Origin of the sequence: Pedobacter ginsengisoli (genome assembly GCF_030244015.1) — a bacterium.
Lineage (GTDB): Bacteria > Bacteroidota > Bacteroidia > Sphingobacteriales > Sphingobacteriaceae > Pedobacter > Pedobacter ginsengisoli.
Genome location: NZ_JASSYX010000002.1, coordinates 563746 through 576147 on the forward strand (window position 1 = coordinate 563746; position 12402 = coordinate 576147).

The 12402-nt window shown below is 46.5% G+C and carries 13 protein-coding genes; 8 read left to right on the forward strand and 5 right to left on the reverse strand.

What is annotated here, in order from left to right:
* The first annotated feature begins 1 nt into the window (after position 1).
* Positions 2–1411: a glucuronate isomerase gene (gene uxaC, locus QEP08_RS09525; RefSeq protein ID WP_285057489.1), complete on the forward strand. Its 1410-nt coding sequence runs from the start codon at positions 2–4 to the stop codon at positions 1409–1411.
* 130 nt (positions 1412–1541) lie between these two features.
* Here the strand turns inward: uxaC and QEP08_RS09530 are convergent, their stop codons facing one another.
* The 3 genes from QEP08_RS09530 to QEP08_RS09540 are packed head-to-tail and all read right to left on the reverse strand — an operon-like array spanning position 1542 to position 4381.
* Positions 1542–2186, reverse strand: a complete 645-nt coding sequence (locus tag QEP08_RS09530) for a LutC/YkgG family protein (protein ID WP_285057490.1) — start codon at positions 2184–2186, stop codon at positions 1542–1544.
* Position 2187: 1 nt separating this feature from the next.
* Entirely contained in the window at positions 2188–3579 is a 1392-nt protein-coding gene (locus QEP08_RS09535; protein ID WP_285057491.1) for a lactate utilization protein B, read from the reverse strand.
* Between the two features lie 10 nt (positions 3580–3589).
* Positions 3590–4381, reverse strand: coding sequence for a (Fe-S)-binding protein (locus QEP08_RS09540; RefSeq protein ID WP_285057492.1), 792 nt, complete (start codon positions 4379–4381; stop codon positions 3590–3592).
* A 417-nt stretch (positions 4382–4798) separates the two neighbouring features.
* Between QEP08_RS09540 and QEP08_RS09545 the strand changes: the two genes are divergently transcribed.
* Genes QEP08_RS09545 through QEP08_RS09565 form a run of 5 tightly spaced genes read left to right on the forward strand, consistent with a single transcriptional unit; the run spans position 4799 to position 9881 of the window.
* Positions 4799–5833: a LacI family DNA-binding transcriptional regulator gene (locus QEP08_RS09545; protein WP_285057493.1), complete on the forward strand. Its 1035-nt coding sequence runs from the start codon at positions 4799–4801 to the stop codon at positions 5831–5833.
* Positions 5834–5860: 27 nt separating this feature from the next.
* Positions 5861–7051: a glycoside hydrolase family 88 protein gene (locus QEP08_RS09550; RefSeq protein ID WP_285057494.1), complete on the forward strand. Its 1191-nt coding sequence runs from the start codon at positions 5861–5863 to the stop codon at positions 7049–7051.
* 51 nt (positions 7052–7102) lie between these two features.
* The gene (kduI, locus tag QEP08_RS09555) at positions 7103–7945 is read left to right on the forward strand and encodes a 5-dehydro-4-deoxy-D-glucuronate isomerase (RefSeq protein WP_285057495.1); all 843 of its coding nucleotides are present in this window, start codon (positions 7103–7105) and stop codon (positions 7943–7945) included.
* 7 nt (positions 7946–7952) lie between these two features.
* Positions 7953–9089 (forward strand): BT3233 family polysaccharide utilization protein, encoded by a 1137-nt coding sequence (locus QEP08_RS09560; RefSeq protein ID WP_285057496.1) that lies wholly within the window; start codon positions 7953–7955, stop codon positions 9087–9089.
* 21 nt (positions 9090–9110) lie between these two features.
* On the forward strand, positions 9111–9881 hold the full coding sequence (locus tag QEP08_RS09565; RefSeq protein WP_285057497.1) for an SDR family NAD(P)-dependent oxidoreductase: 771 nt from the start codon (positions 9111–9113) through the stop codon (positions 9879–9881).
* 3 nt (positions 9882–9884) lie between these two features.
* Here QEP08_RS09565 and QEP08_RS09570 read toward each other — a convergent pair whose 3' ends face one another.
* The gene (locus tag QEP08_RS09570; RefSeq protein WP_285057498.1) at positions 9885–10754 is read right to left on the reverse strand and encodes an AraC family transcriptional regulator; all 870 of its coding nucleotides are present in this window, start codon (positions 10752–10754) and stop codon (positions 9885–9887) included.
* Between the two features lie 177 nt (positions 10755–10931).
* Between QEP08_RS09570 and QEP08_RS09575 the strand changes: the two genes are divergently transcribed.
* Positions 10932–11351 (forward strand): response regulator, encoded by a 420-nt coding sequence (locus tag QEP08_RS09575; RefSeq protein ID WP_285057499.1) that lies wholly within the window; start codon positions 10932–10934, stop codon positions 11349–11351.
* 1 nt (position 11352) lies between these two features.
* Here QEP08_RS09575 and QEP08_RS09580 read toward each other — a convergent pair whose 3' ends face one another.
* On the reverse strand, positions 11353–11586 hold the full coding sequence (locus QEP08_RS09580; protein WP_285057500.1) for a hypothetical protein: 234 nt from the start codon (positions 11584–11586) through the stop codon (positions 11353–11355).
* Between the two features lie 233 nt (positions 11587–11819).
* Here QEP08_RS09580 and QEP08_RS09585 point away from each other — a divergent pair, with 233 nt between their 5' ends.
* Positions 11820–12383: a UbiX family flavin prenyltransferase gene (locus QEP08_RS09585; RefSeq protein WP_285057501.1), complete on the forward strand. Its 564-nt coding sequence runs from the start codon at positions 11820–11822 to the stop codon at positions 12381–12383.
* Positions 12384–12402: the final 19 nt, after the last annotated feature.

Sequence of the window (12402 nt, forward strand, 5' to 3'; positions counted from 1 at the left end):
AATGAAAGACGGAGCTGTAATACCTGAGGATTTTTTGCTGGGCACTGAAAAAGCCAGGATATTGTTTAATGAGTATGCAAAGGATCTGCCCATTATTGATTATCACAACCACCTTCCGCCTCAGGAAATAGCGGAGAATAAGAAGTTTGCCAACCTGACGGAAATCTGGCTGAAGGGAGACCATTACAAATGGCGGGGCCAGCGGGCGCTGGGTGTCAGTGAGGAGCTGATCACCGGGAATGCTTCAGATGAGGATAAATTTATGGCCTGGGCCAAAATAGTGCCGGCTACCGTGCGCAATCCTTTATTTCACTGGACGCATATGGAATTAAAGGATCCGTTTGGTGTAAATTCTTACCTGAATGCTGCCTCTGCGGCCGAGATCTATGAGCATTGCAATGCTTTGCTGACTAAAGATGAGTTCTCTACGCAGGGTCTGCTCAGCCATTTCAAAGTGAAAATGCTAGGGACGACTGATGATCCCTGTGATGATCTGGTATACCACAAGCAATTGGGCTCAAGTGATTTTGGGGTAAAGGTAAAGCCTTCTTTCCGGCCGGATAAAGCGCTGATGATCGATAAGACGCAGCAGTTCCGGGATTATATGAAACGCTTGTCGGCCGCTTCGGGCCTGGAGATCACAGACCTGGAGTCGCTGATCCTGGCTCTCCAAAGCCGTGTGGATTATTTCGCTGCGCATCAGGGCAGTATTGCTGATCATGGCCTGGCTTTTTTACCTGCGTCTTATCAGTTGAGCGATGCGGAGAAAAGAGAGTTTGCTTCGTTCCTGAAGAGCAGTGATGCGGTATATTCCAATCCGGATGCTTTTGCGGGTTATGTACTTACGGCGCTGTCAAAAATGTACCATGAGAAGGGTTGGGTGCAGCAGTTTCACCTCGGTGCCATCAGAAACAACAACCTGGGAATGTTCAGCAAACTCGGCGCGGATACCGGTTATGATTCCATTGGTGATTTTAAGCACATCGAACGGATGTCTGCTTTCTTTGGGAATCTGAGTTCGACAGATCAGCTGACCAAAACGATCGTATACAATCTGAACCCTTCGGACAATGCTGCTTTTGCGGCCATGGTGGGCAATTTTGCGGATGGCTCGCTAAAAGGCAAGATGCAGTTTGGCTCGGGCTGGTGGTTTCTGGACCAGAAGGATGGGATAGAGCAGCAGCTGAACGCATTGTCCAATATGGGCATCGTCAGCAATTTTGTGGGGATGCTGACGGATTCACGCAGTTTCCTTTCTTATTCCCGGCATGAGTATTTCCGCAGGATCCTGTGCAATTTGTTTGGCGCGGAAATGGAAAACGGCCAGCTGCCCGATGATGAGCAATGGATCGGACAGATCGTAAGTGACATTTGCTATTACAATGCGGAAGCGTATTTTAATTTGAAATAAGGTACACTATGGCGTCATTGCGAGAAGCTTTTCGCGACGAAGCAATCTCATCATGGGATTGCTTCGTGCCTCGCAATGACGATAAATGACGGTTGATGACAGTTAAGACGGTTAATGCCGGTTCTCCGTACTAACCGATTAAAAACACCGTCATGCCTTTAGGGCCGTGCGCACCGAGGACCAGCGATTGTTCAATGTCCGCTGTTTTCGATGGCCCGGCTATAAAGGCGCCAAAGCCATATTCGGCTTCGCCGATTCTGGCATAAGCATCGTGCATGGTGGCCAGTATTTCGTTTTTGCTGACCACCACTGCCAGTTGCTGACAGATGAACGGCGCTACCCGCTGCTGCATCAGGTCTTCGGTGATCCATAACGCTGCATTTTCGGCTACACCAAAGTGTGCGCTGATGATGGCCAGGTCTACATTTTCCAGGCTATGCGGATCGTTGTTTTCCCAGCCGGGTTCAGCAATGCTGCTGAGCTCGGGCAATGTCGAAATGATGCGCTGTTCCGCCTGGTAATGTTCTTTTAAATATTCCAGGATCTCCCCGTAGCTGGGTACTTCGATCAGTGCGCCGCCTATTGTGGTCAGTACACTGCGAAACTGTTCCAGGTTATGCAACGTCTGACCGGCATTCGCGGATGCCGGCTGCTGCTGAACTGTGTCCGGAGTTTTACCCCAGTTCTCCGACAATATGAGTTCAGCCGGCGGGAGGGGTTTCAGCTCAGGCTGATTTTCTTTTACCCGGGCAAGTATCTGTGCTCTGCTGGTCATGCTAGTTTGTTTTTTCTTTGGAAAAGTCCTGCTGCTTGTACCATTCGCCAAAAGATTGTTTGGGCGGCTCGGGCATTTCCCGTTGGTTATACCAGAGGTTGAGTTTATTGTTTACCATAAAAGGAGCGTATTTCATTACCATTCTGCCTGTTTTACCTGCTATTTTATAGACTGAAGGGCTGGATAATGTGAATTCCATGGCTTTCATGGCGATGCTTTTCGCAGGGTCGGCATGGCCTTCTTTTACAATCACCTGCCGCCATTTATACAACTGTTCATGGATGTTGATCTTTACCGGGCATACATTGGTGCAGGATCCGCAAAGGGTAGAGGCAAAAGGGAGGTCAGCATATTGCTTCATGTCCAGGTTGGGCGCCAGGATAGAGCCGATTGGCCCGGCTATGGCGGTATGGTAACTGTGCCCGCCGCTGCGGCGGTAAACCGGGCAGGTGTTCATACAGGCCCCGCAACGGATGCATTTCAGTGAATTCCTGAAATCCGGCCGGCCAAGCTGTTTGGTCCGTCCATTGTCTACCAGTACAATGTGCATGGTCTGTCTGGGCCTTGGTTTTTTAAAATGGCTCGAGTAGGTCGTGATCGGCTGCCCGGTGGCACTGCGTGCGAGCAGCCTGAGGAACACGGAAAGGTGCTTGCGCTGGGGTACCAGTTTTTCTATTCCCATGCAGGCTATGTGCACATCAGCGAGGTGTGCGCCCATATCGGCATTGCCCTCATTGGTGCATACCACAAATTCCCCCGTTTCGGCTACTGCAAAGTTCACCCCGGTAATGGCCGCCCTGCGTGTAATGAATTTTTCTCTAAGATGGACACGTGCGGCGGCGGTCAGAAATACCGGATCGGACATCCCTTCCGGTGTTCCCAGGTGCTCGTGAAAGAGTTCACCTATTTCTTCTTTCTTTTTATGGATGCAGGGCAGTACGATATGGCTCGGCGGCTCTTCTGCAAGCTGCACGATCCGCTCGCCCAGATCCGTATCAATGACTTCTATGTCGTGCTGTTGCAGGTATTCATTGAGGTGGCATTCTTCAGTCAGCATAGATTTGCTTTTCACGATCCGGTCAACACCGTTTTCTTTGAGGATCTGGCGGACAATGCGGTTGTGCTCTTCACCATCGGCGGCCCAGTGTACGGTGATGCCATTTTCCTGCGCATTGGCTTCAAACTCCAAAAGGTAGCTGTGCAGGTCTGACAGTACATTGTCCTTGATCTGTGAGGCGATTTCTCTGAGCATTTCCCATTCAGGAATGTTGTGTGCAGCCTTATCACGTTTGGCACGGACAAACCACAGGGTTTCATCGTGCCAGTTTACACGTGCTTCATCTTCGTTAAAAACATCAGATAATTGTGCGTGGTCTTTAGTTCCGGTACCCATCTGTTCTATATTATGCGTTTAATGGTTTGTTTGAATTCGCTGCTGTTGTTCCTGTCGCTGCAACCGGTGCTTCTGCATTCAGGATCTCTGCAATATGGATCACCTTGACCTTGCTTTTTTGCCGGCGCAGTATGCCTTCCATGTGCATCAGGCAGGACATGTCTGCGGCAGTGATGTATTCTGCTCCGTTCAGCAGGTGGTCGGCCACTCTGTCTTTACCCATTTTCACAGAAACTGCTTCTTCGGCCACGCAGAAGGTTCCTCCAAAACCACAGCATTCATCCGGACGGTTGAGTTTTACCAGTTCCAGGCCTTCAACCATATTGAGCAGCTGCATCGGTTTGGAGTAAGGTCTGTCTACCAGCTCGGTCATCTGTGCCAGCATCAGCCCCCGCTGCCCGTGGCAGCTTTGGTGCAGGCCTACTTTGTGGGGAAAACTGGCTGTCAGCTTTTCTACTTTCAATACGTCTGTTAAAAATTCGGTAAGCTCGTAGATTTTTTTGCGGATCTGGATTGCCTCCTCTTTCTTGCCCTGTGCATGCAGATGGTCTTTGATGTGCAGTACGCAGCTTCCCGAAGGGGAGACAATGTAATCGAACTCAGCAAAATTATCGGTAAACAGGTCGTTGCAGCCCTGGGTAAGGTGTTCAAAGCCCGAATTGGCCATTGGCTGGCCGCAACAAGTCTGCTTTGGAGGATAAACAACATTTACGCCGAGTTTTTTAAGCAGGGTTAATGTTGCAATAGCTGCATTGGGATAAAACTGGTCAATATAACAAGGTATAAACAGGCCTACAGTCATGGTATTTTTGGTGTGAAGAGGGTAAAAATAGTTTTTAAAGTATATTGAAATTCTACGTTTTTGGCTAAAAAGTAAATGATTTGAACATACGGGACTGACAGGGAATGCGGGTAAAGCTATTCACACTTTCTTCACACCTCGTTCACACCAAAGCCACAAAAGGGTACCTTTTTGTGAAGAAAGTGTGAGCCAGGTGTGTTTTATGTGAGGACTAGCCCTCAACCGTACCATATCTGTTGCTGAGCTGATCTGAAACCATACGGGAATTAAAGAAAGGATAATCTACTATAAATAAGTGACATTCAAATACTGAAAACGTTTTCATAAAATTAAAAATTATGATTAGCTTGCGGTTCAATTTGTGTTTTGTGAAGGGTTGCCAGCCCGCAGACTGAATTGGCCAGAACAATAAGTAAAATGACCAGAAAAAAAAGAGCTCAGGAAAATACGATTCTTGATATTGCAGGCGCATTAAATTTGTCTGCGGCTACTGTTTCAAGGGCGCTAAACGGTCAGATCCATGTCAAAGAGAACACGAGGAACGATGTGCTTAAAATGGCTGAAAAACTTGGTTACAGGCGCAATCAGATGGCTTCCGGACTGCGCAGCAATAAAACTTATACAATAGGGCTTATTGTACCGCGTATTTCTATGTTTTTTCACGCAGAAGTGATTACGACAATTCAGAACAACCTGCACAAGCATGGCTATAACCTGATGATCTGCCAGTCCAATGACGACATCAGCATGGAGAAGGAACTGACAGAAATTCTTTTTTCATCAAGGGCGGACGCACTTATTGTGGCCTGTACGTTGTTTACTGTCGATTTTAGTCACTTTCATAAGTTTACGGAGTGCGATATTCCTGTGCTTTTTTATGACCGTGTGCCTCTGGACCTTCCCGGTGCAATGGTCATCAGGGGAGACGATAAAAGAGGTGGGTATCTTGCGGCATCGCATCTGATAGAGACCGACTGCAGACGTATTGCGCACATTTCAGGACCGCTGAGCTGCAATCTTTACCAGGACAGGTCTGCCGGATTTTACAGCGCTATGGAGCAGCATGGATTGCCTGTCAATGAAAACTGGATCTTTCACCAGGAATTGACTATGGACAATGCACGTGATGCGATGAGAAAGCTTTTTGAGGGAAAGGAGGTTCCTGACGGACTCTGTACTGATAATGATGCGAGCGCTATTGCTGCACTGGAATATGCACGTGAAACAGGTATTGACGTACCTAAAGACCTGAAGATCATTGGTTATTCAAATGATCCGCGGACTGCTATCATTTCACCGGCGATCACCACTATTGAGCAGTTTCCACATCAGGTGGGCAGGAAGATAGTTGATGTGCTGATGGAACTGTTAAAGAACGGAAAAAACATAGATGAGCTTAATGATGCTCCCGTCATCATCCCAATAGAACTGATCAGGAGGATGTCTACTTAAACCGATACACATTAACCAAATATCAATATGCGAAGACTATTATTTATTTTTTCATTGCTTTTGTTGCATCAGGGAGTGGCCGATGCTCAAACTAAGGATCTGCCAATGGCAAAGCTGATCGATGAGCAGTTCAAATTTGCAGGCCAGCAGTATAAAGTGCTTGCCGGAAATGTACCGACAGATCAAATGCCTAAGACATTTTACCCGCAGACGGGAAAATCAGAAAACAGCAATACGGGTTGGTGGTGCAGTGGATTTTTCCCGGGGTCATTGTTGTATATCTATGAGTATACCAAAGATGCGGATGCTTTGAAGGAAGCTAAGGCGAGACTGGCCATACTGGAAAAAGAGAAACTGAATAAGGGGACTCATGACCTGGGTTTTATGATGTACTGCAGTTTTGGTAATGCTTACCGGTTATTTAAAGATCCGGCTTACAAGGCCATTATTGATGAGTCTGCGGCGTCTTTGTCGACCAGGTACCACCCGGGTGCAAAAGTGATCCAGTCATGGAATTCCAGCAAGGCCTGGGCGGGTCCGGTGATCATTGACAACATGATGAACCTGGAGTTGCTGGGCTGGGTGACAGATCAGGGCGGGGATAAAAAGTACAAGGAAATCGCGGTAAACCATGCGAATTCGACGATAAAGAACCATTTCAGGTCTGATTTTAGTTCTTATCATGTGCTGGATTATGACATGAAGACGGGGGATGTATTGCAGAAGAAAACGGCTCAGGGTGCTGCTGATTCTTCTGCCTGGGCAAGGGGACAGGCCTGGGGACTGTATGGTTTTACAGTGATGTACCGCATGACAAAGGACAAGCAATACCTGGAACAGGCAAAAAAGATTGCTGCTTTTATGCTCAATGACAAGAATATGCCTGCTGATCTGATCCCTTACTGGGATTATGACGCTCCCGGGATTCCTGATACTTACAGGGATGCTTCTGCGGGGGCAATTATGGCTTCGGCTTTACTGGAGCTGGCGCAGTACGCGGATAAAAAAGAGCGCAGGCGATATCTGGATGTTGCGGAAAAGGTGATCAGGGTGCTGTCCTCGGATGCGTATCGTGCAAAGCTGGGAGAAAATGGCGGCTTTTTATTGCTGCACAGTGTAGGTTCGCTGCCCCATAAGTCGGAGGTAGATGTGCCGCTTACTTACGCCGATTATTATTTCCTGGAAGCGCTGCTCCGTTATAAGAACTGGTATTTGTAACATGCCGGGGCGTTGAATTAGACCGAATGAAAAGATCAATAAAATACTACGATGAAAACACATTTTGAAAGCCGTTATGCGCATAGTCCGACTGAGGTGAAACACATGGTCACCGCAGATCTCAGAAAGAATTTTTTGATCAGCGAGCTGTTTGAGGCTGATCATATTTACCTCACACTCACACACTTTGACCGCTATATCGCCGGTGGTGCGATGCCTGTCAGAGAGACTGTTCATTTGTCGAATCCTGACTACCTGAAAGCCTCTTATTTTTTAGAAAGAAGGGAACTCGGTATCATTAATGTTGGGGGCAAAGGAACGGTAACTGCTGATGGCCAGGGCTACGAGCTGGATTTTAAAGAGGCATTGTATATTGGCAGGGGTACTAAAGAAGTGGCTTTCTCTTCTTCAGATCCGGCAAATCCTGCGAAGTTTTATATCAATTCGGCTCCAGCGCACCATGCTTATCCGACGAGGAAAGTGTCTAAAGCTGAAGCTGAGGTAGTGGAGCTTGGTACTCCGGAAACGGCCAACCACAGGGTGATCAACAAGTTGTTGGTGAACAGTGTATTGCCTACCTGCCAGCTGCAAATGGGCATGACCGAACTGAAAAGCGGCAGTGTCTGGAATACCATGCCGGCGCATACGCACGACCGGAGAATGGAAGTTTACTTTTATTTTGAAGTGCCGCAGGGACAGAGTGTATGTCATTTTATGGGTGAACCGCTGGAGACCAGGCACATCTGGATCCAGAATGAACAGGCGGTGATCTCGCCGGACTGGTCCATACATTCGGGTGCGGGTACCAGTAATTATACTTTTATATGGGGTATGGCCGGGGAGAACCTGGATTATGGAGACATGGACCATTGTGCGATTAATGAACTGAAATAATATGGCTATGAAAAAGATGATGGGTGTTTTGCTGATCTGCGGATCAGGCTTGATGGTTAAGGCCCAGGCAAAACGGGATACTGCATTTATACATGCAAGTTACCAGATAGAGATAACCGAACAGCGAATTGTAGCCATCAGCTGGTCTGATATTCTATCTAAACATCCTAAGTTGGTGCCCGGCAATTTCCGTGTTCTTGAGCAAAAGAGTGGTACGGAAATTCCCTATCAGCTGCTGTACCTGGGAACAAATGAGCCTAAGAACCTTTTGGTGAAATTAACTTTTGAAGGACCTGGTGCGGATATCATGATCGTGCAGGGTAAACCTGCAGCGTTTCCGTTGAAAACTTATGGCCGGTACGTTCCGGAGCGTAAGGACGATTTTGCCTGGGAAAATGATAAGATTGCCTTTAGGATGTATGGTAAGGCATTGGAAGGCAGCAGTGATAATGCTTTTGGTATGGATGTTTGGGCAAAGCGAACTGATCAGCTGGTGATTGACAAATGGTATAAATCCGGTGATTATCATGTGGATCATGGCGATGGCCTGGATTATTACCATGTGGGTTTTACCCTTGGAGCCGGTGATATCGCTCCTTACGTGAACAACGCTATTGTTTTTCCCAAAAACTACAGAAGGTGGAAGGTTTTAGACAAAGGGCCGCTTCGCTTTACTTTTCAGCTCGAATATGATGGCTGGGATGTGGCTGGAAAAACAGTCAGTATGATCAAGAAAATATCCCTGGATGCCGGGTCGCAGTTCAACAGGGTAGAAACGACCTTTGATTATGGAAATGATACTGCTTCGTTGCCCGTAGTAATCGGTATCGTCAAGAGAAAAGAACCTGGTGTGATCAACCTGAATGAAAAACGGGGCATTATGAGTTATAGTGAGCCTGAACATGGCAAAGATGGTGTAATGAATCTTGGAACAATATTGCTTTCAGCAAAGCCAGAGGGGATGCTGGTGTCTGATTCACACTTGCTGACAGTGGTAAAAGCTAAAAGCAGGCAGCCTGTGGTTTATTATACCGGGGCGGTATGGAGCAAATCAGGAACCAGAATTGACAATTGGGCTAGGTATCTCGATTTGCATTCATTGACAGATATGCTGTTAAATAACATCTCAATAACGGTAAAGTAGATTATTTATAAAAATTTAAGGATGTCAGTATTGAATCTGTTTGAGTTAAAAGGAAAAACAGCGCTGGTGACGGGCTGCAAAAGAGGTATTGGTAAAGCGATGGCCGAGGCGCTGGCTGAAGCCGGAGCGGACATCATCGGGGTGTCTGCCAGTTTGGAACTGAATGGCAGTGAAGTGTCCCGGTCGGTTGAGGGCCTGGGTAGAAAATTTTATGCGTATCAGTGTGATTTTAGCAGCAGAGATTCTCTGAGAGGTTTTTGTGAGCAGGTTAAACAAGATCACCCAATGATCGACATCCTGGTCAATAACGCAGGAACGATTTTAAGAAAACCGATTGCCGAGCATCCGGATGAGTTCTGGGATGAGGTGATCGCGGTCAATCAATCTGCTCCTTTTATCCTGACCAGGGAGATTGGACGGGATATGGTTTCCCGCGGCAGCGGAAAGATCATCTTTACGGCATCGCTGCTTACATTTCAGGGTGGGATTACTGTGCCTGGCTATGCAGCGAGCAAGGGTGCCATTGGTCAGCTGACCAAGGCCTTTGCCAATGAATGGGCTTCAAAAGGGGTGAATGTAAACGCCATCGCCCCCGGATACATTTCGACGGATAATACGGCTGCGCTGAGGGCTGATGAAGGCCGGAGCCGCGCTATCATGGAAAGGATCCCGGCAGGCCGCTGGGGTGAGCCTGCGGACTTTAAAGGACCAGTAGTCTTTCTGGCGTCTGCGGCATCAGCTTATATGCACGGTACAGTGATGACTGTGGATGGGGGCTGGATGGGCAGGTAATCCTTATTTTTGCAGATAGGATTTCTGATAGGTCAGGGGGCTTTTCCCTGTGATCATTTTGAAATGCTTGTGAAAGCTGGCGAAATTGTGAAAGCCGCTTTCATAGCAGATCTGTTTGACATTCATGCTGTCTTCAATCAATAGCTTGCAGGCATGGCCTACCCTGATTTCGCTGATGAACTGGGTATAGGTCTTGCGGGTCCTCGATTTAAAGTAACGGCAGAACGAATTTGGACTGATATTGGCAACTGAAGCCATTTCTTCCATTTGTATCTTGCGCTTAAAATTGGCAAGGGAATAATTGTAAATGGCATTGATCCGGTCATTTTCCGTTTCTTCGAAGTTGTGACGGAAGCCCATGGAAGATAAGAGATTGGTCTGTGCATTGACCTCGATGGCCAATAAAGCTTCCATCAGCAGGATGATTCTTTTGGTGCCTTCTGCATCCAGTATGGATTCGATCAGTTCACCAATGTGTTTTTTGCTTTTATCCTGTACCACAACACCCCGCTGTGCTTTTTCGAGGATCAGTTTTAGCGATTTGTTTTCCGGCAGGTTGAGAAATGTGCTGCCCCAGAAGTGCTCGCCAAAATGCACCACTACGACATCGGCATGGTTTTTTTGCTCGTCGCTGAAATAGACCTCGTCAAATTTCCAGTAATGTGGTAAATGGGCCCCGACAAGGATCACGTCACCGGAGCGAAACCTTTTGATGCTGTCGCCGATGAACTGGGTGCCATTGCCTTTTTTGAAATAAATGAGCTCGACCTCTGAATGGTAATGCCAGCGGTTGTTGATATAAGGAAGATTGTCCCTTCTTACATTAAAGGAATTGATGGGATGGTTTGAAACTTTGAGCAGTTGCGGTTTCATACATTTGGTTTATTGTGTGTGGTGTTAAAATTATAAAAATCTTTTATAATTACATATTTATTTAATGGATTGATCAATTGTCGCCAATATTACTGAATCTTTAAAAAAAAATAAAACCAGGGTTGCTTTCGTTTGTTATCATAGGCCATTACCAAGAAGCATGGCCGACTTACCGCAATGAAAGAACTTAAACCGAAGGGTATCCTTATAATTGAGAATGATGAAAGCGTGCTGGAATTGTTGCAGGAGATATTCAAAAATGAAGGTTATGAAACTCATTGTTATCGGCAGGCTGATGACATATTTAAGCTGGTAGATGATTTTAAGCCGGACCTGGTATTGCTGGATTATATATTGCCAGGCATAAATGGCGGTGAACTTTGCGCGCAGCTGAAGAAAGATCCGGAGACCAGGCACATTCCTGTGGTCATTTGCTCTGCATATCCGCAGGTCATGTTGTCGCTGGGCAGTTACGGTTGCAATGCTTTTATCGCCAAGCCTTTTGAGCTGACTGACATGGTAGCACAAATTGAGGATTGCATAAAAAATCCGGATCAGGTGTTTTCAGGCAGGTATCAGCGTTCTGCAAGGGTATAGCTTATATTTCTTTCTCAATCGCTGCCCCGAGCTGCGCTACTGTTTCCGGCTTTAAGTCGCCCCAGATCAGTTCCCACTTTTCATCTTTGCGGAGCTGGATCTTCTGGCCCGCAATATTAAGTTCATAATAGGGTGCCCCGTCGGTGGTTTCTTTATAATTAACTTCTACAGGTGCTTCTTTCCTGCCTTCAATGCCGACGTTTATTGTGAAATTTTTGCTTTCTAATGCTTTCATAAGAATGGTTATTACTGCTATTAGAACAATAGTTGCGGGCAAAGGTTTCGATGGGAATAATTTTATAATTGACCCGATAAAAAAGTATGTTTAAACTTTCATTTATTGAAAAAGATATTTACATTTGAGCTTACCCTTTCAAAAGGGTATGTTTTTCATAGGTAGATGTAGGGTCGAATATTAATATTCGGCCCTTTTTTGTGGACCTGGTTCTGTATCTTTGCTGCGTTTATATGAAGAAGAAGAAAGTCATTGTTGCCATTACCGGAGCCAGCGGATCAATATATGCGAAGCTATTGCTGGACAATTTATTGGTACTTTCAGATCAGGTGGATAAAGTGGGTGTTGTCATGTCTGACAATGCCAAAGAGGTGTGGCGCTTTGAGCTTGGTAATGAGGCTTACGATAATTATCCGTTTACATTTTATCATAAAATGGATTTTAATGCTCCCTTTGCTTCAGGCTCCGCGAGATTTGACACAATGATTATCATTCCCTGTTCTATGGGAACACTGGGCAGGATCGCACATGGCATCTCCAATGACCTGATTTCAAGAGCGGCTGATGTAATGCTTAAGGAACGTAGAAAACTGATCGCTGTAGTACGTGATACACCTTTCAGCCTGATCCACATCAATAATATGAAAGCTGTTACGGAGGCAGGCGGCATCATTTGCCCGGCCAGTCCTTCCTTTTATTCCTTGCCAAAAAGTATAGCCGATGCAGCACAAACGGTGGTAAGCAGGGCGATAGACCTTGCCGGATTTGAGCAGGACAGCTATCGCTGGAATGAATAGTTTTTTCTTATCTTTGCAG

Bases quoted from the DNA above. Each gene is read 5' to 3' on its own strand.
- uxaC (WP_285057489.1), top strand. From the start codon at position 2: ATGAAAGACGGAGCTGTAATACCTGAGGATTTTTTGCTGGGCACTGAA.
- QEP08_RS09530 (WP_285057490.1), bottom strand. From the start codon at position 2,186: ATGACCAGCAGAGCACAGATACTTGCCCGGGTAAAAGAAAATCAGCCT.
- QEP08_RS09535 (WP_285057491.1), bottom strand. From the start codon at position 3,579: ATGGGTACCGGAACTAAAGACCACGCACAATTATCTGATGTTTTTAAC.
- QEP08_RS09540 (WP_285057492.1), bottom strand. From the start codon at position 4,381: ATGACTGTAGGCCTGTTTATACCTTGTTATATTGACCAGTTTTATCCC.
- QEP08_RS09545 (WP_285057493.1), top strand. From the start codon at position 4,799: ATGACCAGAAAAAAAAGAGCTCAGGAAAATACGATTCTTGATATTGCA.
- QEP08_RS09550 (WP_285057494.1), top strand. From the start codon at position 5,861: ATGCGAAGACTATTATTTATTTTTTCATTGCTTTTGTTGCATCAGGGA.
- kduI (WP_285057495.1), top strand. From the start codon at position 7,103: ATGAAAACACATTTTGAAAGCCGTTATGCGCATAGTCCGACTGAGGTG.
- QEP08_RS09560 (WP_285057496.1), top strand. From the start codon at position 7,953: ATGAAAAAGATGATGGGTGTTTTGCTGATCTGCGGATCAGGCTTGATG.
- QEP08_RS09565 (WP_285057497.1), top strand. From the start codon at position 9,111: ATGTCAGTATTGAATCTGTTTGAGTTAAAAGGAAAAACAGCGCTGGTG.
- QEP08_RS09570 (WP_285057498.1), bottom strand. From the start codon at position 10,754: ATGAAACCGCAACTGCTCAAAGTTTCAAACCATCCCATCAATTCCTTT.
- QEP08_RS09575 (WP_285057499.1), top strand. From the start codon at position 10,932: ATGAAAGAACTTAAACCGAAGGGTATCCTTATAATTGAGAATGATGAA.
- QEP08_RS09580 (WP_285057500.1), bottom strand. From the start codon at position 11,586: ATGAAAGCATTAGAAAGCAAAAATTTCACAATAAACGTCGGCATTGAA.
- QEP08_RS09585 (WP_285057501.1), top strand. From the start codon at position 11,820: ATGAAGAAGAAGAAAGTCATTGTTGCCATTACCGGAGCCAGCGGATCA.